Here is a 24,161-nt window from a genome sequence, read left to right as displayed (position 1 = left end):
TGCCTCCATTGTCCAATATTCCTCACTGCTGCCTCCCGTAGGAGTCTGGTCCGTGTCTCAGTACCAGTGTGGGGGATCTCCCTCTCAGGACCCCTATCTATCGTCGCCTTGGTATGCCGTTACCATACCAACTAGCTAATAGAACGCATAGCCATCTTATAGCGATAAATCTTTAATCATTAACCAATGCTGATTTATGATACTATAAGGTATTAATCCAAATTTCTCTGGGCTATCCCTTACTATAAGGTAGGTTCTATACGCGTTACGCACCCGTGCGCCGGTCGTCAGCATTAGTGCAAGCACCAACCTGTTACCCCTCGACTTGCATGTGTTAAGCCTGCCGCTAGCGTTCATCCTGAGCCAGGATCAAACTCTTCATCGTGAATTCTTAAATATTTTAATCATAACACAATCAGGAATTATAAATCGTTTCTCAAAATTATTCCTAGTCTTAATTCTTATTGTAATAATATCAGCATAAACCAATATTAATACGCGCTGTCAATCAATATATCAATGAACCTTTTCAACAACCCAACACAATCTTCATCGCTGGCTGTATTCGTTAATCATCAAGGAATCGAACCTTAAAAACAAAATCCCTTTTGCCTTACTCCAGTATAATTTCTATGCTTATGAACTTAGCTTGTTTCTCAAAGCGGGTGCAAATATAAAACGCTTTTTTATTCCCCGCAAAACTTTTTTGAACTTTTTTTAAAAAAATTTTTATCAACTAAAAACTCCCCCAAAACATCCTCAAAAAAACCAAACTCTCTCAATGAACTCTCAAAACTTATTCCGTTTTGCGGGTGCAAACATACAACCCTTTTTCATTTCAACAACAAAAAAATACAACTATTTTTTAACCTTTTTGTAAAACACTCTAAACATTAAAGTTACAAATCAAAAAAAATAATTTCTAAACTTTCAAAAGAGTAAATAAAAAGAAAAACTAATAATTAGGCTCCTTTAAAATGCATATCTCTAAAAAACCATAAGAAAATTTGTCAGATTATCTTCTGGGTCTAATTGCAACTTTTTACGAAGCTTATGCCTATTTACATCTACACTTTGGGGACTTATACCAAGAAGCGGTGCGATTTCTTTTGAAGACAAATTCATTTTAAGGTATGCACACAATCTAAGATCTTTTGAAGTTAGACCAGGGTATTCCTTGGACAACCTTTCATAAAACTCCTGATGAGATTTATCGAAGTTAATTTTAAAAATCCTACTTTCCTTATCTGTTATATAATATTCTACAAGCCTTCGTAGATCCATATAATTACTCTCATGAGATCTAACATTAGAAGACTCTTGTATTTTTACGATTTTATCTCTGATTTTTTTAAGAATCTTGTTTTTGTTAAGATTTACATATGCCACTTGAGTAAGCTCTCTACTTTTTGCTTTTATTTCGTCTTCTAATTTGGAGTTTTTGAGTTCAATAATCTTGCGCTCTTGCTCAATCTTTTGTGCCTTATATTCTTCTCTTTGCTTTTGCAGTTTTTCTTCTTTTAGTTTTAGCAATTTATTTTTCTGCTTTTTCATTTTATATCGACTTATAAAGATACCTACCAGCACAAGACTTAAAAAAAGCAATACATATATTATATATGCTAACGGTGTTCTATATATAGGTGGACTAATTTTAAACGAAAAAGAAGATTCTTTTATAATATCATCATATTTAGCTCTTACTTGTAGTTTATAGTCTCCTTCTATTAAATTATACAATGTCCTTTCTTGAGAAGCTGTCCAATCACTCCATCCATCATTATTGATTTTCGATTGATATAACACTTTTTTACCATAGAGTGGTAATGCGTATTTTACTTTAAGGTCATTATCTTTAAAAGGGATTCTTGACTTTCTAGCGTACGAGATATTACTATTAACAGATACAAAGTCTCTAATAATAACATCATTCCTAGCATTTTTAACAGAAACTTCTCTATTTCGGACGTATGCCGAAAAACCACTATATATTGGAATAATTTCTTTATCTCCATCCAATTCAAAAACATTCAAAACATCTGGCACCAGTTGATTTTGTAATTCTTCTAAATTTACTATTTCATCTCCAGTATCTATTATTACACTTTCATTACCCACATACCAAGTCTCCGTTTCCTTTTCTATAATTCTAGGCGCATACCCTTTGTTCATTCCCAATGCTTCTTTTGCAAAAGAATTATTCTCAGCATTATAAGTATATATATGAAATCCAGAAGTTATTATAATGTCATTCTTAGTTTTCGAAAGTGACAATACCACTCCTTCAAAATCACTTAGTGGAAAGAAGGATTGCTGTACTAAAGTTTTCTTATCTACATCTAATTTAAATTTAAAAACTCCTTCAGAGCGAAGGGCTAACCAAATATTATTTTGACTATCGATTTCTAAATACCTAACCGATTTATTAAAACCTTTAAGCTGATATTCCTGCCAGTCATTATTCTCTTTCTGATATAAAGCGACACCATTATAATTAGGAGATAAAACGAACTCTTCCTCACTAAACTCATATTTTCTAAAATCCCAAGCTCCTTTACTAGCACCTATTTTTGTGAGATCTTTATCTTGAACGATATAAGCTCCTTTATCATGACCAACCCAAATCTCATCATTAATAGAAGCAAGATTCCAAACCTGTCCATTCAACAACAGTTTAAAATCTTCTTCTATATCAGTTGGTTTCTCATCCAGCGTATACAATCCTTGATTGGTTCCCAAATAGTAGAAACCCCTATTTTTTACTGCCGCATAAGTTGTTCCTAATAAACCATAATAGTCATAATAATATTTTAAGGAAGAATTTAATTTGATATAATCAACTCCATAATCTAATGCTAACCACAAATTATGTTCATCATCCTGAAAAATCGATAACACCGTATTATTTTGAAGACCTTTTAATTTATTAATATTTTCAACATACCCGGAATTGAGATCCACAATATAAAGTCCATTTGTTACGGTCCCTAAAGCAATTCTACCATCATTTAATTTTAAAAAAGAAAAAATCTGTGCACTACTAATTTCACTTGATCTGGAGAACTGAAGTAAAGTTGCTTTTCCATTCTTAACAAGATACAAACCTTTTGTGTCTGTAATAAGCAACATCTCATTATCAAAACTAGAAACTCCAATTATATTCCCATTTAACTGATCATCATCAAACACATTAGAAAGGTTTGATTCGGACAGTTTAAAAACTCCATTTTCATAATCATTTACAAACAATTCTTCACCCACCATATAACTCCATTTAAAACAGCAGGGGGCAGGTATTTTTGTAATTATATTTCCTTGATTAATATAGAGATTACTAAATGTTTGAAAGATTATTTCATTGTCTAACCGATGTATCCTCCAGTATTCTTCAGTTTTATCCGATAGCTGTTTATTACTGTTATTTAAAAGAGAAATTTCAAAATCATTATACGCTTCTTGTCTATTTTTTAATAATCCAAAGTGTCCATCAGCACCAAAATAAATAGAGTCTTTATTTTTAACGAAAAGACTTCTATTTGCCATAGCGTTGTTAGTTTCAACAGAATTCCATTCACTGCCATCATATATCAACACTTTATTTTCGTTGGCGATATAAATCAAGCCATTTTCATCTTGTTCGATATCCCAAGATTGTGCTCCGAAACCAAGAGACTTTGTATCATAATGAGTAATTTGATATTGAATTTTATTTTCAATTGATTGAGAGAAAGAAAAAAAATGTAATAAAAAAATTAATAGGCAAGTACGATTCATTAAACGCTGTATTTACACTAAGGGTAGTATTTCAAATATACTAAAAACTCACGAAAAATCTTAAAGAGTCACCAGAATAAGGAACTGTAAAAAAGTATTATTCTGTCAAATTTCCATGATAAAACAATTAAAATTGAGCAAACAATATTTCTTTAATTTCTTTAAGAAAAAGACGGATAAAATGCCGGAGGAACATAAAACTTACTCACTCCAGCATCTTAAAACAACTAATCTAAATTATTGAAATTCTAAGCTTTTTCTAACGGATGTTTAGATAATAACATCTAACCTTTCTTATTTTTATCCAATTCTTAACAACCACAAAGAAGAATTTAAACTCTCCTTTTGAATTCGGCTAACTCAATTAAACTGTAATGGGTAAATAATCCATAAGCAACAAATATCTCTCTTCATAGCGCTTTATTTTAAACCTTAAATATGTAATAAAGTCTTAATTGATCTATTAACCATTTCGGAATGGTTATAGGGTTAATTTCTTTCTATCTTAAAAAATACTTTATTGTTATTGCTCGAAACGAAAAGAAAAACAGGATAATTACAAAATACCTTGTTTTTTCTATTAACCTTTATCAAAATTACAATAAAATTACATTTAATCTATCAATTCCATGATCTTAACTATATATATACAATCAAGAAATCATTCTTAAATATAAAAAACCAAAAAACATGTTAAAAAACTGAAAAACAAATATTTAAACCAAAAAAGCATCCTTACCCTCCTTAAATGTAGATCCTAACCCATACACATCGTATTATAGATTCTTTCAATAAGCAAATAATCCCAAAAACTCTATAATTACAGTCTTATTTAGCTGAAAAAAAATAAATTTTATGAAAGATTTTGAGTAAACTTCGATATTATAATTGAAATTGATGATAGATGTAGTAATTTACTATATCAATTATAAGATATATTGGCACAAAAGTTTACAGGAAGAAATTCCATACCAGACCGAAACGAATCACGGCATCTCTAGGAGCATATCCAGGAGCAGAAAATTCATTGTTCTGACTGAAAGCTTCTCCAAAGTTCTCTACTTTAAAATAGATTCGTGTTTGTCTTATTCTAGCATTAAAAAAGATATCAAACTGAGGAAAGCCACCAAATGTTTGTCTTGTATCAATAATTTCATCTGGATCACTATTATCAAATTGATCAAAATATTCAATCTCATTGGGGCTTTGCACATAAAATTCTGACAGTACTGGATCATAACCATCCGCGTCATACTCCGAATAATATTTAAAAGTTACACCTGTCTGCAAGAACAACGCTCTTTTAAACCAATAGTCTTGATAATAAACACTATTTCTAGTAACAATATGAGGAACATTATATACTTCGAAGGTTCTAACATCTCCAACTTCATTTATAGTATTGGTTGCATTACTAACATTCTGATATACTATTGAATTATCGATACCTAACCAACCAAATTTTAAACTATTAGAAAGCTTAAGCTTTAATAAATTCAAACTACCATCATACTGTTCAGGAACAGTAATAGAATCCGTGTTTTTTGTAAAATATGTATAGTTGTCAATGGTCGAATAGCTAGCTTCTATATTTGCCCAATTCTTTACCTGCACATTAGCATGAATTTTTTGAGTTTCTACATTTTTAAAATCATTAGTAGCGTCAGTATTATTAAAATTCTGCCAGTTATAACTAACGTAATCACTCTGATATAAAAGAAAATTATAATTCGGAGCTGAAGAACTTGTGCTTATACCTAACTGTAGACCATAATCACCGAGCTGATATCCTGCGGAAGCATTTAAATAATTCCCATCAAAATCACCTGATATAATGGACATTCCATCTGCAGCAAGTTGAAATCCTTTATAATATTTTTGATAAGATCCTCCTACAGAAACTATATTTCCTTTAATTCTATTTGTAATATCCGTACCATCTTCTAAAGTAAGAATTGTATTGTATCCGTAATTATAGTCTGAAATACCGGCATTAACAGTTAGGCTACCTAACCAATTATTATTTACATTTACAAACAATTGATTACTAAAATCTTCTAGCGCAGCTTTATCTTGTAATGCTCCAGAATCATACGACACTCCAAAAAGATCACTTGGTGCAGCCTGATCAAACTGAAAAGATTTATCGGTAAGATCTAGAATATGTCCCACAGCTATATTCGTATTAGTACTATCTGTTTTTTTAATAATATCGTATTTGTGATTTAGATAAAACCGTTTCCCAAGTAAAATACTCTCAGCATTTTCAAAATTCACCTCGATAGATCCCCTATCGGAAAACTCATCAGCTTCCTCTCTAAATTCTTCAGTATTATTAAGGTATTGATTTAGACCTGTTTCTGAGAGCCCTCCATTCTCTTCGTTTAATAAGTCTTGAGATACAAAATGAGTTCGTATACTATATCTGTCATTTTTAGTTCTATAATTTGCTGTAGCTCTAAAATTACCAGTACTCGTAAGTGCATGTTGGTATTTTCCTAATGACCTATTCCCTTTATATGCAATCGATAGATTTAACCTAGGAGAAGTATTTACCGTAAAAAACGCATCTAACTGTTGCCCTTGTTCGAAAGTAGTTTTAAAATACAATTCAGTTAATGGCGTAGGAACATTATAATACAGAATATCTTCCGCTTCCATAAAATTAAAATGTCTTGCCCTTGCGCCAAAAAGAGGTAATAAATGGTTATATTCTTCTACTTTAATCAAACTATTGTAAGTTTGCCCGACATTATTTATGGGCTGTAATCCAAAATCATCTCTTCGCAAATAGTTGAAGTTATAATCCCTTTGGATCGTTAATGTAGTATCTACAAAAGTAGTATCATTTTTAATACTTATGATCTTATAATCCGTAATCGGAGGTTTGCTTTTGGTTTTCTTTGCAAAAGGCTTCCTTTTTTGAGCGAAATCAGGAATCTGTTGCGTATTCGTCCCTCCTCCATCGAACTCTTCTTCATTACCTTCCTGAGCACTTGCTATGGAACCTATTAGAAGTATAATTATAAATACTAAATTCTTTTTCATCTATATCGTAAACTGTTGGCAAAAATATACTTTTTTAACGAAAGTCAATAGCTATGAATTATTCGTTTTAATGCTAAGTTTTTTTCTTGATTCTTAAAAATAGTTTTCTGATGTTCTGTTCTTACATTATCTTCGTAACATGCTCGAATTAAAATTAAAACCTGATCTCATAGAATGTGGTACAGATGAGGCAGGTCGTGGTTGTCTGGCAGGACCTGTTACTGCTGCTGCTATTATTTTACCCGATGATTTCAGTAATGCGATCTTAAATGACTCGAAACAGCTTAGTGAAGCAAAACGAAAGCAACTAAGACCACTACTAGAAGACTGCTCTATTACCTATGGTGTGACACATATCTATATGGAAGAGATTGATAAAATAAATATTTTAAACGCTTCTATTCTGGGCATGCAACGTTCTATAGCTCAATTATCACCTCAACCAGAACATATTTCTGTAGATGGAAATAAATTTAAACCATATCATAATATACCACATACCTGCGTTATAAAAGGAGATGGTAAATATCTTAATATTGCTGCAGCATCGGTTTTAGCAAAAACCTATAGGGATGAATATATGGAAAAGATCCATGAAGAATTTCCTATGTATAATTGGAAAAAAAATAAAGGATACCCAACTGCCGAACATCGAGAAGCAATAAGAAAATATGGTGTAACCAAATACCACAGAAAAAGTTTTAGATTATTACCAGAACAGTTATCACTAGAGTTCAAATAATTATCTTTGGCAACTGAGAATATTTGGTAGATAGAAAAACAACCAAATTATTACAAAACCAAGAACAAAAAGGAAAACAAAACACATGAAAAAAATAGTTGTACTTCTAATCTCCACAATTGTTTTAGCTTGTAACACTACTACCGAAGAACCAAATACTCTTATTGATTACATTCCCAAAGATGCTCAGGTGATTATAAAAATCAATGATCTGGAGCAAACAAAAAATATGCTTAGGGATAATGACTTTTTCAAGAAAAATAAAAATCTTGATCTATTCAACTATTTCAAGACACTTCCCGTATTAAATCAAGTAGACCAATCTAGTGGCCTATTATGTTTTTCTCCAATCGGTAAGAATGATTTTGAGTATACGTATATTTCTACATACGATCCAATGATTATAAATAAAGATTCGTTAGATCAAAAAACAATAGAAAACATCAATTACTCTAATAAAATCATACATAAAATAACTTCTGGCAGTGATACTTTTTATGCTACCAAACAGGATAGCTTATTAATCGCTTCTTCTTCTCAGATATTGATTGAAAACGCAATTCGCCAGCAAGAAAATAAAATCCCAGTTAGTGACGACCTTATAAAAGCCTATGAGGTTTCTGATGTAAAAAATCCAGTAGCTTTAATAGCAAATGGAAAACAGCTACAAGAAATACACAATTCGTTAATCCCGAATAATGACTTGATAGCGCTGTCAAATTTTAGCGGATGGATCTCGGTAGATGCTAAACTAGATCAGAATGCATTATATATAGATGGAATTGCCATTGAGAAAGACTCTTTATCGACTACCATTGGAATTTTTGACAATACTACCGCCCAAGAAAACAGAATAGCTAGTATTACACCTATCACTGCCAATGGTTTTGTATCCTTTACTTATGACGACTTCTATACACTAAAGAAAAATCTTGCATTAGCTCAGGAAAGGGAAATAGAAAATATTCCTGATGATCTAGACGAACTGTTTTCGGGAATTTCAGAAATTGGAATGATATTTTTAGAAAATGACGTTGCATTAACTTTTACCTCGCTAGCTCCAGAAAACACCTTAGAACAATTAGCAGGCAATCCTGCAGGTTCATATAGAGATATAAATATATTTACCTACGAAGAAAACACTACGTTTTCAGGATTACTAAAACCTTTAATCCCTGAATTTGAGGCAAAATACTATTTCTCTTATGAAAATCAGATTGTATTTGGTTCTTCTAAAAATGCCTTACAGACTATCATTGCTAACATCCTTAACAAAACCGTATTACAAGAACAACCATATTACATAAAAACACTGGAAAAACTCTCCGACGAATCTTCTATACTAATTGTAGGAACTGTAAAGTATTTAAAAGAATATATAAGTAGTAATATTGAAGAATCACAACAAAAACAGTGGAGCGAAACCAAGACTAAAGGTTATCAAATTGGGGCTTTACAACTTATTAAAGAAAGTAATTTTGCCCATATCCATGGCGTATTACAGAAAGATATTACCAAAGGCTCCGCAACCTCTGTTACGCAAATAACATCAACCACTTTAGAAAATAAAATTCTGAATAGGCCAATTTTGGTAAAAAATCACCGGACAAAAGGAATGGATATTGCCGTACAAGATGTGGACAATAATCTTTATCTAATCTCTGACAAAGGAGTCATCTTCTGGAAAAAACAGATCAACGGCGCTATCATGGGAGATATCCAACAAATTGACATTTATAAAAATGGCAGATATCAACTCCTTTTTAATACTGAAAACACTTTATATTTAGTCGATAGGGATGGTAAAGATGTTACTTCTTATCCTAAAAAATTCGAACAAGCTATTACGCATCCGATTTCTTTATTTGATTATGATAAAAATAAGCGCTACCGTATTGTTGTAACACAAGGAAACAAAGTTAGCATGTTGGATGCAGAAGGAAATGTGGTCTCTGGATTTGGTTTTGAAGGAACTGAAACCAACATTATTTTACCGCCAAAACATATTAGAATTGGTAGTAAAGACTATATTTTAATCTCTGAGGAAAATGGTAAAATAAATATTCTAGATCGTTTAGGCCGAACTCGTGTTGACGTAAAGCAATCGGTAGATTTTTCTAAAAACCAATGGCAACAATATCAAAATAAGTTTACTTCTACTACAAAAGACGGAAAACTGATTCAGATTCAATCAGATGGTTCTGTTAATATAATAGACAAGGAACTAGACCCGAATGCCACTTTAGTTTCGACCAACAAAACGTTAGTTACTTTCTCGGAAAACAAATTAACTATTAAAGAGAACACGCTAGAACTAGACTATGGAGTTTATACAAAACCACAGATATTCTACATCAATAATAAAATTTATGTAGCCATTACAGATAAGCAATCCAAAAAGGTATACTTATATGATAGTAATGCAGAGTTATTTCCGAATTTTCCAGTATACGGAAACTCTATTATTAGCTTAGGAAATATGGATAAAGATCCTAATCTAGAATTTGCAGTACAAGGAGAAGAAAATAGTATTCTAATTTATCAAATCAATTAACCTCTAATTTAAATTTTGTAAAAAAATGTTGACTTTTTAGTTGTAGGTATCACTAATGTGAAACCAAGTAATTAAAATGTCATGAAAACTCAAAAAATTTTATCGCTATTATTTTTAACCGTATTGTTGTTCGGTTGTTCGGATGATACTATTGATAATGAAGAAATAGATCTCGAAGCGACTAGTATTACATTCTCTATAGTGAAGGATGATGATTTTACAGGGACAGCTACAATTACGGGAACTATTACAAATATTGGAGATGACTCTTTTAGGTCATCTTCTGGACAACAAGCGTTACGTTTATACCAAAGAAATCTTGGAGCACCAGCGCCAGGCGAATTAGTTAGCACTGTAAGTTTTACAGATTTAGCTGCTGGCGAGACATTAACCATTAGTTATTCTAGGCCTTGGAATTCGTCATCCCCTGCAGAAGGTGAATTTCCGCCAGATTATAGTATAGTTTTAGATTATGATCCAGATATTTTTATTGATGGTAATGACAGTAATAATGATGAGGATCTAACAAATAACAGTTTAACAGTAAGCGGATCAGAAATCAATGACCTATTTGTTAATTAAAAACCAACCTCAATCTATTCGATTTGTTTAGTTTTTAGTCAAAAAAGCCGAAGTAATTTATACTTCGGCTTTTTCGTTATACCATTTCTGCTTCGAATAAGACTTTAAAATGTTTCAACAGTTTCTCTTTTACTTCAGCTATATTTACACTTTCTACACCTAATTCTACATGTAAAGAAGTAACGGCTTTATCATTAATTCCGCATGGAATAATATTATCAAAATATCCTAAATCCGCATTTACATTAAATGCAAACCCGTGCATAGTAACCCATCTACTGGCTCTAACTCCCATAGCACAAATTTTGCGAGCAAACGGAGTTCCCACATCCAACCAAACACCAGTTTCCCCATCACTACGAACTCCTTTAATTCCGTACTCATCTAAGGTAAGTATCACCATTTCTTCTAAAAGGCGAAGATATTTATGAATATCTGTAAAGAAATTGTCTAAATCTAAAATTGGATATCCCACAACCTGTCCCGGTCCATGGTAGGTAATATCACCTCCTCGATTTATTTTATAAAAAGTAGCTCCTTTTTGTTGTAACTGTTCCTCGTTTAAAAGCAAATTACTAATATCGCCACTTTTCCCTAACGTGTATACATGCGGATGTTCTACAAAAAGAAAATAGTTATTGGTATCGAGATTAGCATCTTCTCGTCTATTCTTTATTTTCGTATCCAGAATTCCTTTAAAAAGAATTTCTTGATAATCCCAGGTTTCCTTAAAATCCTTTAAACCTAGTTCTTGTATTTTAATCTTCTTATTCATTAATCTTCAACAAACACCTTCCAGAAAGTTACACATTAATCTTCCAGCTCTACCTCTACATCCAATATCTTTGGATTTTCCATATAGTCGATAAATCCAACTTCTAAGGTGAAGCTTTTCCCATCCTGACTAAATAATGCTTCTTTAGAAGAAATATTTTTTATTCTTCTCGGAAAATGATATTTGATTTTATATTTAGAACTTGCTAGAAACATCTTCATTTGTTCTAAACTATCTAATCCCTGTTTCAATTGTTTTTCATCTAGAATTTCAGTTACCCTTTTAAATTTATTTCCTTTAAAAGTATATGAAACTTTGGTCGGATCATCTCCTTCAGTGTTAGACAATGGATCTCCCGGAGCTCCCACAGAACTACCTGCTTTTTTACCACCTAAAGAAGAAGCGGTTTTAAAATCATTAAAAATATTCCCTAAATCCGATACATTTTTAAAATCAGAATACAAATCAAAGTTCATCTCCATCGTTTTGGGATCCATGAACATATGCATTTTAAAGTTTTCTAACTTTTTTAAACGTTCTTGTTCCGCTTTTGGCAACTGTGCAATACTATCCTTTTTTTCCTCTAGGTAATCTTTAAACACCATTAAAGTATCTATCGCCTTTTCTTCTTTTTGTTCTTCTCCCAGACCTTCTCCTAATTTATCTCCAGCCATTTTAAGCAACTCAGAACCATCAAAACTGAAGGCTATCTTTCCACTTCCATCTTCATTAATATGTAAATCCTCCGAAAACTGACATCCTACAAAAAGAATTGCCACTAAAAATACCTGTATCAATAGGGATACTTTTTTCATCTATTTAAAATTTTTATTTGTTGAAAAATTCACTAAACTTACTATACAACTTTGACTTGCTGTTATACTTTTTAATGATCATTCCCAACTGTAGTGAATGACACTAACTATTTGTTAGGGTTATTTAAAATTACCAGTGCTGCAATGACACCAGGAACCCATCCACATAAGGTTAATAAAAGTACGATTATAATTGATCCACAACCTTTATCCAAAACGGCTAGTGGTGGAAAAAAAATCGATAATAAAACTCGCAAAAAACTCATAAGCAAAAATAGATTAAATAATATAATTATAGGTAGTCTTATCTCCTATTATGTTACACTACTATCTTAAAATTATTTTTATCTTCGATTAGTTTATTATACACTGAATATATTCTATGAAATGGATACAAAGTATTTTTTGGATCTTTCTAACGTTGTGCTGCACTAATGTTTGGAGTCAATATCAATTCTCTGGATATGTAGATCAGCAAAATAAGGACACCAATGTATACCTATCGCTAATAGAGGATTACAGAAAAATGTCAGGTACATACCAAGAACAGATTATACAGAAAGTATATCCCGACTCCACAGGGTATTTTGTATTTACCGAAAATAACTTACCTGCAAAGAATAGGATCTATCGCATTCATACAGATAATTGCTCGGAAGAAGAAGCTACTATTCATTTTAACGGGATTTGTTTAAATAGTCAGGAAATTCTATTTATTGCCAAAAATGATGATAAGATTTCATTACCATTTACTAAAGAAGAAGAAGCCTTTTGTGAAATCATTTCCACAAACGAGCGTAGTAATACATTTCTAAAGGTAGATTCTCTAATAGAAAACATGAGGTATGCATTTAGCTCTTATCGAAGTGAGGCAAATAGAAAAGTAAATTCTATTAAATGGTTTAAAACCTTACAAGATTTTGGAGAACAACAAGAAGAACCTCTTACCGAGTTATATATTTACTCCTTTCTTTCTAATAAATCCAATAATCTATACACCTATTATCTTCAGGATCTGAAACAGAACACTTATTATGATAAGCTATTAGAAAGATTGCAAGAGCAGTATCCTAATAGTCCCTACACCAAACAATATGAAACCGAATTAGCGGCAGACAAATTTTCTATATCCATAAAAAAAGAAAACACATCTTATTGGACGTGGATCATTACATTCTTTCTAATTATTTCGATTACACTAAATATTTTATTATTTCGAAAATTAAAAACGAAAAATAATGCTGGTAATCCGTTGGAGGAAAAACTCACACAGCAGGAAAAGAAAATCTTAGATCTAATTTTGCAAAATAAAACGAATAAAGAAATTGCTTCTTTACTATTCCTGAGTGTAAGTACCATTAAAACCCATATCAATAATCTCTACAAAAAAGTTGAAGTTGATAACCGAGAAGAGTTAAAGGCGTTATATAAAAACAAGTGATTAGCTACTAATTACAAAATTCCAACTGGGGTCTAGTCCCTATTTCCACCCCTTTTTCATTGCATTTTATGGCACATGTCTAGAATTTTGAACAAAACAGAATTCAAAAAAAATAATCCTAAAAATTATTAAGACATGAAAACTAACATTACAACCGTATTTACTTTTATCATCCTATGTGCAACTATTAGCTCTTGCTCAGACGTGCAAAAAAACAACTCTAGTAGCACGATAGCAATGACTACAAATTCAGAACCAATTACAACTAAAAATATGGCTCCACAGATGACTTTTGCAGAAACAGAGTTTGATTTTGGAACTGTAACTGAGGGTGACATCTTAAAGCATAATTTTTCCTTTACTAACACAGGCAATGCTCCTTTGGTAATTGTAAATGCAAAAGCAAGTTGTGGTTGTACTGTTTCTAACTGGTCGAAAGAACCTATTGCACCTGGAGCATCAAGTGAAATGCTAGTTACCTTTAATACCAATGGAAAACCAAATCATCAAAACAAACAGGTTACTATCACTACAAACACAGCTATTGGAAAGCACATTCTAAAAATAAAAGCGATGGTTACTCCAAAAATTAAGAACACTATTTCTGGGGTTCCTTTAAGTAAATAATTTCAGAATTAGAGGCTATAATATACCTCTTCTTAGTGACTACACATTATATGATTGATCTAAATGATCATCTTAATACTATACTTTCAATATCATCAATATTATGAAAAAAAATGTGCTATTATTATTGATATTAACGATAGGAGCTGTTTGTTATTCACAAACATTTAATCAAGAAATCACCAATATTAAAGGTGTTCGGAGTCTCACTGGTAAAATCAATTTTGAAAAACTAAATAACAATCCTTATAACACTTGGTTTACTAAAAATTACGATGCTTATAAACCTAATGAAAACATCGTATCATCTATAAAAGATAGCCTGCAAGAATATACTATACAGATATTTATGGGTACTTGGTGTGGAGATAGTAAAAGAGAGGTACCTCGTTTTTATAAAACACTAAATAATGCAGGTTTCTCATTAGATAGATTAACCTGCATAGCAGTACAAGCTGATCGCGAACATTATAAACAAAGTATTGGAGGTGAACACGAAGGCTTAAATATTCATAGGGTACCAACCTTTATTTTTTATAAAAATGGTAAAGAAATAAATAGAATTGTAGAAGCTCCTATAAAAACGCTGGAGGAAGATATCAAAGAAATTGTATCGGGGACATATGTCCCGAATTATTCAGGTGTGACCAAAGTACATGAAATGATATCAAAAAATGGAATTGCTTCTTTGGCAAAGGACCCTCAACTTATAAGCGAACTGAAGAATGAACTCGCGAGCATGTATGAATTGAATACGTATGCGAATGTTTTGTTTTTTAGCGGAAATATAACAGAGACGATAGAAGTACTAAAACTTAATACTTCTCTTTTCCCAGAGGAAGCAAATACTTACATCAGTCTTGCCAACAAATTTTTAATAACTAACAATATCCCTGAAGCTATTGCAAATTATGAACGTTCTTTAGAAATCAAAAAAGATCCTGAAATAAGCAAAAGGGTTGAAGAATTAAAGAAATCTCTTTAAGTAAAATTAAAAAAGATGATAAAGAAGAAAAGCGAATTTAATTCGCTTTTCTTCTTTTTTTATAGAAGTCCACAAGCTGGATGTTCTGGTAAAACGCATAGACCATTACAGCAAATGTGATCAGGAACACCACAAAAGAAAGAATTAGGTGTTGGACATTCTCCATATTCTCCATCAAAATAAAATCCACCTTGAATACCTTTTTGAGTAGATTTATTTAAAACCTGAACGCCTTGGATTTTTGAAATTTTCTTGAACATAATATATTTTAAAGGTTAACCCTAACAAGATATTATGTTTGCTTTTTGGAATGATGTTAATTGGCACTATTTAACAGAAATTTCCCCATTTCAAAATTAATTAGAAAGATGTGATTTCACCTTCGTCGGGTTTTAATTCTATATATCTTTTTATTTTGCTTTTAATCTCAGGTACATAATGTTGATATTCTTCTAATGCGGCCATTTGCTTAAAGCCGTAAATATCGTCTCCTCCTTTTCCTCCATCTCTATTACTAGCAAAATATCCCATTCTTTCTTTTTCATTAATAATAAAAGTAAAATCATCTTTATTGCTATTAATAGGTGCACCCATATTATAAACTTTCCAACCAGATTGTTTATTCGGCAATACCATAAAAATATCAAGCCCACCAAAACCCAAATGACCATCACTTGCAAAAAACAACCTTCCTTTATCGCTTATGTAAGGAAAAGTTTCTCTACCCTCAGAATTTATAAGACTTCCTAAGTTTTCTGGAGTTCCAAAGCTACCATCTTTATGCACCGCTACTACGTAGATATCTGATTTACCATAACTCCCTGGCATATCACTAGCAAAGTACAAGAACTTTCCATCAGGAGATAAGGCTGGATGTGCGGTAGAATACTCATCACTATTAAAAGGCAATTCTTGTACATTTTTCCACTTCCCATTATCGTATGTTGCTTTATAAATTTTTAGCAAAACACAACCTTTCGTACTACTCTTAATTTTTCTTTTAACGTAATTATTTCTGGTAAAATAAACTGTTTTTCCATCTGGACTAAATGTTGCCGATGATTCGTGAAATTTAGTATTTATAGATCCCTTTAACTTTGTAATTCCTTTGTTAGCGATATTTCTATTAGTCCTATACAAGTCCAAGAAGGGTTCATTAGAACCTTCCTGAAGAATCATGGTCACCGATTTTTTACTTCTGGAAGACGCGAATACCAGTTCTCCATTATAAAAACTGGGTGCATAATCCGAGTTTTTAGAGTTAAATGGTAAAGTCTTTACCACAAAATTCGCTGCTAAAGGTTTCGAAATGCGATCCGATAAAAACCGATATCTCTTAGATAATTGCTTATCATGAGCAATTATCATCGAAGAAGTATCTTGATCATTTAGATTGGCTGTTTCTACAACACCATCCTGCCCCAGTGAATTATCCACTAATGCAGAATTTTTTTGTTGAGAAAATGTTGAATTCATTAAACAGAAAAAAACCAGCCCCAAAAGGTTTTTTTGCAATGTCATTAAATTACTTTTTTGTTGGTCACGTACAACCGTATATCCTAATTATTATAAAATTAAGTGTACCTAAAGACATCTTAGCTTATCTAAGAGTAATAAAGGAAGATTCGTTTTTATAAGAATTATAATGCTGCTATCCCCATAGCATTGAGTTGTACACACTATGTGTTACTTATCGCAATGTACTGATACTTAATAAAATAAACTATTAAAAAAACAAGAAAAATAGGAATTCACTTATAATTTAACAGGTGTAGGAAATTACTTTTTAAAAAAAATTACAGTATATACAAGAGGAAAAACACCCATTTTTTTCAATATTTCTGATAATTCAAATAAAACAAAAATGAGCTTTCTTTTCTCATTATTTGAAAGTGATACAATACTTAAAAATCAATTGAAAGATTATATCATACTTTGTATCTTTGCAGGCTTAAAACGGCAGCATTATGCAATTAACAGAACAAGAACTTGTAAGAAGAGAAAAATTAAAATCTCTACGTGATTTAGGTATCAATCCATATCCTGCAGCATTATTTCCTGTAGATCATACTTCAGAAGATATAAAACAAAAATTTGAAGAAGGAAAAAAGGTTATCATCGCTGGAAGATTAATGTCTAGAAGAATACAAGGAAAAGCTTCTTTTGCTGAGCTCCAAGACTCTAATGGGCGAATTCAAGTATATTTCAATAGAGATGAAATATGTACTGGTGATGATAAAACGAAATACAACGATATCTATAAAAAATTACTGGATATAGGTGATTTTATTGGTATCGAAGGAGAATTATTCACCACGCAAGTAGGTGAAAAAACTGTGATGGTTAAAGACTTTACATTATTAAGTAAAACTTTAAAACCATTACCTCAACCAAGAACCGATGCAGACGGAAAGGTATATGATGCTTTTACAGATCCTGAGCTTAGATATCGCCAAAGATATGTAGACCTAGTGGTAAATCCTCATGTTAAAGATGTTTTCATAAAGAGAACAAAGCTCTTTAATGCTATGAGAGACTTTTTTAATAGTAAAGGATATTTTGAAGTAGAAACACCAATATTACAACCAATTCCTGGTGGTGCTTCTGCACGTCCTTTTATTACTCATCATAATTCATTAGATATTCCTTTGTATATGCGTATTGCAAATGAATTATATCTAAAGAGATTAATTGTTGGAGGTTTTGAAGGAGTTTATGAGTTTTCTAAAAACTTCAGAAATGAAGGAATGGATCGTACCCATAATCCAGAGTTTACAGCTATGGAAATCTATGTAGCTTATAAAGACTACAACTGGATGATGGAGTTTACTGAAAATTTAGTAGAGCACTGTGCGATTGCTGTTAATGGAACAACAGATGCTACTTTTGGTGAGCATAAGATTAATTTCAAGACTCCGTATGCTCGAGTAACAATGACAGATTCTATCAAACACTTTACAGGATTTGATATCACAGGTAAAACTGAGGAAGAAATTAGAGAAGCTGCCAAAGGTATGGGTATCGAAGTAGATGATACTATGGGTAAAGGGAAATTAATTGATGAGATTTTTGGTGAAAAATGTGAAGGAAACTATATCCAACCAACATTTATTACAGATTACCCTAAAGAAATGAGTCCATTATGTAAAGAACATAGAGATAATCCTGATCTTACCGAGCGTTTCGAATTGATGGTTTGTGGTAAAGAGATTGCAAATGCATATTCTGAGCTTAATGACCCTATTGATCAAAGAGAACGTTTTGAAGCTCAATTAAAACTTAGCGAAAAAGGTGATGACGAAGCTATGTTTATTGATAATGATTTTATCAGAGCTTTAGAATATGGAATGCCTCCAACTTCGGGAATGGGGATTGGAATGGATCGATTAATTATGTATTTAACCAACAATCAATCGATACAAGAGGTACTGTTCTTCCCTCAAATGAGACCAGAAAAGAAAGCTGTGGAGTTAAATGATAACGAGAAAGCTATTTTTGAGATTATCAAAAAAGAACAACGCATGGAGTTAGCAGATCTTAAAACCGCATCCGGATTAAGTAACAAAGCTTGGGATAAGGGGATGAAAGGTCTATCTAAATTAGGTCTTACCAAGGTAACCAAAACGGAAGATAGCTTACTAGTAGAGCTAGCGGAATAAAAAACATACATTTTGTAAATAAAGTGTGTTCTAGTAAATAGTCTAGAACACACTTTTTTGTTTGGTGTTGTTAAAGTTTATAACTGTTAGATCTGTTAACATTTTTTTAACTAATTTCGCTGCGCCTTAAATTTAAAACTAAAGTTTATGAAAAATCTCCTACTACTTGTTAGTATTGCTATTCTTACTTTCTCCTGCAGTTCAGATGAAGAAACTGCTATTCAACTACCAATCGCGTGTTTCTCTATCGATAAAGAAGTTGTTGAAGTAGGCGAAGAATTTGTAATTACGGACTGTTCCGAAAATGCCACAGAAATAACCTTTAGTTATACAAATAATGAAGAAGAGAAAACAACAACTGAATCTTCATTCACCTTATCATTTTCTTCTCCAGGAACACAAACTATTCAACTAACCGTTTCTAATGAAAATGAAACTGAAACTATCTACAAAAGAATATCAGTTCTGCAACCGCGAACACGATACAAATTCTTCGACTATCCTAACGGAACTCGTGGATTCCCTATTGCTAGTGGAATTAACTCAGAAAACAATAATCTATTTATGATCGAAATTATAGATGATATTCTAGATAATAGTCTGGGAAAAATATTTTACAGAGAAATTGATAACAATAATGAAATTATAGAATCTTTATATATCGGAGACCAAACTGATAATACTGGTAATTGCTTTAGATTTAATAAACTTAATGGAGAATTGGTTTTTACCTTCGTTAACACCTTGGGTAATTATTATTCTTCTAGAGAAATAATTCTCGACCAATCTGGAAGTTTAGTAAAGAATGGTAGATCAGACCTTACAGTATCTTACAACAATATCAAAGTAGGTGATGAATTTGCATTTTTTGGAAGTAATCGAGTTTCTGTAGATACCGAATTTAAACTCGCACCTGCTATTCAAATAAGAGATGTTAATAACAATGTCATTAAAACAATGAACTATCCTTCCATGGAAGAAAATGCATTCATTGGTGATTTAACTAAAACATCTGAAGGATATATAGGTTACGGAGGAACATTTACTTCAGAAAATGATATTTTAGAAAACTATGAACCTGTTTTATTTTTATTAAATGAAAACTTTGAATTAATAAAAAACATTAGATACACTTCTCAATTAACCTCAAGTGTAACATCTATAAATGATCTGAACGGGTCGTTCCATATTGAAGAATTAAGTTCAGGTAATTTTGCTTGCTATAGTCATAATGAATTAAGAGTTGTAGCTCCTGATGGAAATGAAATTATGTCAAAACTCACTCGTGGTAGCTCAGGTATTAATGATCTATTGAATTTAAACGATTCCTTTATCGTAACCGAAAATCGATTTTTAACAAAATATGATCATCATGGAAATGAATTAAAGAGCATACAATATGGGGGGCAGTTCATTTCAGGATTGATCCAGAAAAATAATATCATATACTTTATTGCAGCCGAGTCTTCCTCCGATTTGGTCGAAAACTTGGGTAATATATCTCTTTTAAAAGGATTTATGGGAGCTGTAAATGATAATTTGCAAATAGTAGACATTAATAATAACTAGTTCATTTTATTATATTCCATCTCGAACTATAGTAGAAAATGTTTGATAATATAATACAAAACGGAACCTAACAATAGGTTCCGTTTCTTTTATCCTTTGTTTTTTAAATATTTATACTATTTTTGCCGCTTTGATTTTAAGATTTATTTAACATTAAGCCCCATTCAAATGATTCGAATTTTTACTTTTGTCTCGGCATTACTTTGCTGTACGATCGCACTATCTCAAAGAACAAATCTAGATAGAGAAAATTTCAAAACTTCCTATGTTAACTTACCCTCTAAACCTATTCTAGACAGCACAAAAAGAACATATTCCATTAACACTGGGAGTATTACGATACCTGGTTTTAAGAAGCTAAAAAGCGGTGGTTCATTGGATATAAACTACAAGTTTCATGGAACCAAAATCGGAACAGTAGATATCAAAAAAGAAAAACACGAGAAAAAAGACAAAGAAGGAAAAGTATTATCTACAAGTTATACGTACATCGTTAAGACAACATACTCATCATCGGCAACACTGTCTGTAAATAATGGTACAAACGCCGAATCTTATGAAAAGTCATACTCTGAAAGCGAGGATTATGCTAGTGGAGAATTTACAACTTATAAAAAGGCACAAGATTATTATAATAATAATCGTCATAGTTTACGAGATAAATATAGAAATGATCACAAAAATCAATTTCTAAACTCGGCAAGAAGGCATTTGATTAATACCTACGGATACGATATCGAAACGCATGAAAGAGAGTTTTTCTGGATTTTAAAAAGCAAGAAACATCCAGAATATGCAAAGCATCAAGAGGCATATGAGAAATTAAAAACTGTTTTTTCAACCATGCAGCATAACCAACCTGTGGATTCTATAAAGACAGAACTACAATCCGTAATCGAATACTTTAACGGAGTAATTCCTAGGTACGAAGGTGATAAAAGAAAAATAAGAAAAATTCGATATGCAAGTTATTATAACATCGGAAAAATATATTACTACCTAGACATGCCAGAAAAAGTTAAAGAGTATGCACAGAAACTAATCGATAATGATTACGATAAATCTGATGGTAGATATCTAAATGAAATTGCAGACGACCTCATCAAGGATTTTGAAGCCAACAAAACAAAAACACGTCATTTTGATGTAAAAACAGAAGATCTAAGTAATCAAACTGATGAAAATGAAGCTACTGAACTTACAGACATAGAAGTAAACAAAGCTTACTTAATCACTAAAGAAAATGACACGCTATTGGTTGATATTAAAACTTCTGATATGAACAAAATTGCGTACTCATTAAAAACGGTAGAGTACGATAAAGAAGGAAAACCATTTGGCACCAGAGTAAGAAAAGCTAAAAAGTGTAGTCAGTTAGTATTTGTAGATGGAGATCACTATAGAAATATAAAATTTAAAGAATCTTCTATAAAAGGTGGAGCTGTAGATGTTGATCAGATGGTTTTAGGAGGTGCTACCGATAAGCTTTGTAAAGTTCTTTTTGAATCTGAAAAGATCAACCTATATCTTTTTAATAATAAAGAATTGGTTATTATGCCAGCTGGTGCAGAAAAAGGAAAATCTACTATGTCTGCAGGTTATGTGTTTGGCTTTAAAAAGAATCTAACCAAACTAGCAGAAGGTTGTCCTTCTGTACAAGAAAAAGTTGCTAGCAAGACTTACAAAAACAATCAAGAAGATCTTCTTAGTTTTTGTAAAGATCTTACCAATTGTTCTGCAGATTAAGAACCTTAAAGTTGAAAAAACAAAAAACGCGACCTAAATAGGTTGCGTTTTTAATTCTAATAAATAAAAACTAGCTATACGAAACTGTCTCCCCAACAGTAACCGTATAATCTTCTTGCGAAATGGTATTGATATAATTCCATTCTGCCTGACTACTACCCGACGTAAATGTTACTTTCAGGAAACCTCTTTGGGTAGCGTCCATATATTGTAAATCATCTATTAATAACTGTAAAGCTTGCTGAAAACCAATTGCCTGATTAGCATCTACTCCTAAAAATCCTTCAAATCCTGGAGAAGTTACAGAAGAAGTTGCAAACTCCACTCCTATTTCTTTTCCAGTTGCATCTTTTAGTTGACTATACCAAGCATTATGAGTATCTCCTGCCAGACAAACGGTTTTCTTATCGCCTAATATTGCAAAAAGCTGTTCTCGCTCCATAAAATATCCATCCCATGCATCTAAGTTATACGGAACAACTGATTGAACTCTTGCGATTTCTTCTGCAGTAAGCGTAGTATCTCCAGCTAACAATCTTGATTTAATAGCAGTCAACTCTGTTAGTGCAGTTTGGAATGCCGCTGCGGTTTCTGGAGTAGCACTTCCCAAAGCACCTATTTCTGCCACTAACCTGCCAATAAGTATTAGCAACTCTGCTGGCATAAACATTTTACCCATGAGTACCTGCTGACCCAAGACTTGCCAACTCGCACTACTACCCGAAACTACCCCTGATAACCAACTTAATTGTTCCGATCCTAATAATGTCCTACTTGGATCTTGCAATGCTGTCTGAAATGCTGCCGCATTAAGCCCTGTACTCGGATCGAAGAAATCATTATAAGACAATTGCTTATCTCTACCAATAATTCGGGTGTCTAGCATATGCAAACTTAAAATACTACCAAAATCAAATGTCCTATAAATTTTAGCCGGATCCGTTGATCTAAGCGGTAAAAACTCGCTATACACCTGAATAGCAATTTGTTTTCTTGTTTCATAAGAACCTTCATTATCTTGGTGATTTTCTGCGCCATCTACATAAGCATCATTAGTTATCTCATGATCATCCCACACGCAGATAAAAGGTTTCTTTTGATGTGCTAACTGCAACTGCTTATCACCTCTATATTGTTTATACCTCGCACGATAATCACTTAAGGACAAGATTTCATTTGCTGGTTTATGAACTCTATCCAAGGCAACAGTATTTTCGTTAGTACCGTATTCTCCTTCTCCATATTCATAAATGTAATCTCCTAAATGCACGATCACATCCACATCAGAATTAGCCATTGCTCCATACACATTAAACAAACCAGCTGCAAAATTAGCACAAGAACATGCTGCTAGTTTTATATCATTTACGGTATCTCCAACCTTGGGTAATGTTATGGTTTCTCCAATTACAGAAGAAGTTTGGGATTCTAAATCAAAGAAACGATAATAGTACTTACTGTTAGAAGGTAATTCCTGAACATCGATCGCTACCGTATAATCACGATCTTCACCTGTTATAAACTCGCCACTACGAACTATATCATTAAAACTATTATCTGTAGCTACCTGCCAATTAATAGTCACATTTGCAGTTCCTGAATTGGGAGTAAAGCGTGTCCATATAATAACTTTAGAATCTGTTGGATCAAAACTAGCTACACCTTCCAAAAAGTTGTCTGTACTAAGATCTGGAATGTTAATATCCATATCATCATCACTATTACAACTGATGTACATAGGAGCGATCATAAAACCACCAGCAGCCAACAAAGATTTTTCAAAAAAGTTCCTTCTATTCATTGTGTATATTTTTCCTTCAAAAATATTTTACCACAATAAACTT

General features: G+C 32.1%; 17 protein-coding genes and 1 rRNA gene. 9 read left to right on the top strand and 9 right to left on the bottom strand.

Features of this window, described 5'->3' with window-relative positions:
• From ACWNT5_RS22815 to ACWNT5_RS22805, 3 genes are all read right to left on the bottom strand, one after another.
• A 16S ribosomal RNA gene (locus tag ACWNT5_RS22815) occupies positions 1–385 on the bottom strand; the annotation flags it as partial.
• 602 nt (positions 386–987) lie between these two features.
• The gene (locus ACWNT5_RS22810; RefSeq protein WP_456518659.1) at positions 988–3,774 is read right to left on the bottom strand and encodes a hypothetical protein; all 2,787 of its coding nucleotides are present in this window, start codon (positions 3,772–3,774) and stop codon (positions 988–990) included.
• A 951-nt stretch (positions 3,775–4,725) separates the two neighbouring features.
• On the bottom strand, positions 4,726–6,822 hold the full coding sequence (locus tag ACWNT5_RS22805) for a putative porin (RefSeq protein ID WP_456518658.1): 2,097 nt from the start codon (positions 6,820–6,822) through the stop codon (positions 4,726–4,728).
• A gap of 139 nt (positions 6,823–6,961) precedes the next feature.
• Between ACWNT5_RS22805 and ACWNT5_RS22800 the strand changes: the two genes are divergently transcribed.
• The 3 genes from ACWNT5_RS22800 to ACWNT5_RS22790 all read left to right on the top strand — a co-directional run bounded on the left by ACWNT5_RS22800 (position 6,962) and on the right by ACWNT5_RS22790 (position 10,700).
• On the top strand, positions 6,962–7,564 hold the full coding sequence (locus ACWNT5_RS22800) for a ribonuclease HII (RefSeq protein WP_299898688.1): 603 nt from the start codon (positions 6,962–6,964) through the stop codon (positions 7,562–7,564).
• A gap of 85 nt (positions 7,565–7,649) precedes the next feature.
• On the top strand, positions 7,650–10,118 hold the full coding sequence (locus ACWNT5_RS22795; RefSeq protein ID WP_456518657.1) for a hypothetical protein: 2,469 nt from the start codon (positions 7,650–7,652) through the stop codon (positions 10,116–10,118).
• 81 nt (positions 10,119–10,199) lie between these two features.
• Positions 10,200–10,700 carry a hypothetical protein gene (locus tag ACWNT5_RS22790; protein WP_456518656.1) on the top strand — a complete coding sequence of 167 codons (501 nt, stop codon included), beginning with the start codon at positions 10,200–10,202 and terminating at the stop codon, positions 10,698–10,700.
• 76 nt (positions 10,701–10,776) lie between these two features.
• On the opposite strand, the gene lipB is transcribed toward ACWNT5_RS22790, so the two are convergent.
• The 3 genes from lipB to ACWNT5_RS22775 all read right to left on the bottom strand — a co-directional run bounded on the left by lipB (position 10,777) and on the right by ACWNT5_RS22775 (position 12,556).
• Positions 10,777–11,475: a lipoyl(octanoyl) transferase LipB gene (lipB, locus tag ACWNT5_RS22785; RefSeq protein ID WP_456518655.1), complete on the bottom strand. Its 699-nt coding sequence runs from the start codon at positions 11,473–11,475 to the stop codon at positions 10,777–10,779.
• Between the two features lie 35 nt (positions 11,476–11,510).
• Complete coding sequence (locus ACWNT5_RS22780) at positions 11,511–12,290, bottom strand: hypothetical protein (RefSeq protein WP_299898678.1); 780 nt, start codon at positions 12,288–12,290, stop codon at positions 11,511–11,513.
• Positions 12,291–12,397: 107 nt separating this feature from the next.
• Complete coding sequence (locus ACWNT5_RS22775; RefSeq protein WP_299610685.1) at positions 12,398–12,556, bottom strand: YqaE/Pmp3 family membrane protein; 159 nt, start codon at positions 12,554–12,556, stop codon at positions 12,398–12,400.
• A 116-nt stretch (positions 12,557–12,672) separates the two neighbouring features.
• Here ACWNT5_RS22775 and ACWNT5_RS22770 point away from each other — a divergent pair, with 116 nt between their 5' ends.
• The 3 genes from ACWNT5_RS22770 to ACWNT5_RS22760 all read left to right on the top strand — a co-directional run bounded on the left by ACWNT5_RS22770 (position 12,673) and on the right by ACWNT5_RS22760 (position 15,343).
• Positions 12,673–13,731 carry a response regulator transcription factor gene (locus tag ACWNT5_RS22770; protein ID WP_456518654.1) on the top strand — a complete coding sequence of 353 codons (1,059 nt, stop codon included), beginning with the start codon at positions 12,673–12,675 and terminating at the stop codon, positions 13,729–13,731.
• A gap of 135 nt (positions 13,732–13,866) precedes the next feature.
• Positions 13,867–14,358, top strand: coding sequence for a DUF1573 domain-containing protein (locus ACWNT5_RS22765; protein WP_456518653.1), 492 nt, complete (start codon positions 13,867–13,869; stop codon positions 14,356–14,358).
• Positions 14,359–14,461: 103 nt separating this feature from the next.
• Entirely contained in the window at positions 14,462–15,343 is an 882-nt protein-coding gene (locus ACWNT5_RS22760) for a hypothetical protein (RefSeq protein ID WP_456518652.1), read from the top strand.
• Positions 15,344–15,402: 59 nt separating this feature from the next.
• Here the strand turns inward: ACWNT5_RS22760 and ACWNT5_RS22755 are convergent, their stop codons facing one another.
• Both ACWNT5_RS22755 and ACWNT5_RS22750 read right to left on the bottom strand, forming a co-directional pair.
• A complete protein-coding gene (locus tag ACWNT5_RS22755) occupies positions 15,403–15,603 on the bottom strand; it encodes a hypothetical protein (RefSeq protein WP_299610674.1) in 201 nt (66 codons plus the stop codon).
• A gap of 100 nt (positions 15,604–15,703) precedes the next feature.
• Complete coding sequence (locus ACWNT5_RS22750; RefSeq protein ID WP_456518651.1) at positions 15,704–16,864, bottom strand: TolB family protein; 1,161 nt, start codon at positions 16,862–16,864, stop codon at positions 15,704–15,706.
• Between the two features lie 446 nt (positions 16,865–17,310).
• Between ACWNT5_RS22750 and lysS the strand changes: the two genes are divergently transcribed.
• The 3 genes from lysS (at position 17,311) to ACWNT5_RS22735 (ending at position 22,317) form a co-directional block, all read left to right on the top strand.
• Entirely contained in the window at positions 17,311–19,002 is a 1,692-nt protein-coding gene (lysS, locus tag ACWNT5_RS22745) for a lysine--tRNA ligase (protein ID WP_299610668.1), read from the top strand.
• 147 nt (positions 19,003–19,149) lie between these two features.
• Positions 19,150–20,571 carry a hypothetical protein gene (locus ACWNT5_RS22740; RefSeq protein WP_456518650.1) on the top strand — a complete coding sequence of 474 codons (1,422 nt, stop codon included), beginning with the start codon at positions 19,150–19,152 and terminating at the stop codon, positions 20,569–20,571.
• Between the two features lie 168 nt (positions 20,572–20,739).
• Positions 20,740–22,317 (top strand): hypothetical protein, encoded by a 1,578-nt coding sequence (locus ACWNT5_RS22735; protein ID WP_456518649.1) that lies wholly within the window; start codon positions 20,740–20,742, stop codon positions 22,315–22,317.
• Positions 22,318–22,387: 70 nt separating this feature from the next.
• Here ACWNT5_RS22735 and ACWNT5_RS22730 read toward each other — a convergent pair whose 3' ends face one another.
• Positions 22,388–24,118 carry an alkaline phosphatase D family protein gene (locus ACWNT5_RS22730; protein ID WP_456518648.1) on the bottom strand — a complete coding sequence of 577 codons (1,731 nt, stop codon included), beginning with the start codon at positions 24,116–24,118 and terminating at the stop codon, positions 22,388–22,390.
• Between the last annotated feature and the right edge of the window lie 43 nt (positions 24,119–24,161).

The organism is Aquimarina sp. 433, assembly GCF_054054605.1.
Note: the sequence above shows the minus strand (reverse complement) of the source record. Positions and strands in the feature narration are given on the sequence as shown.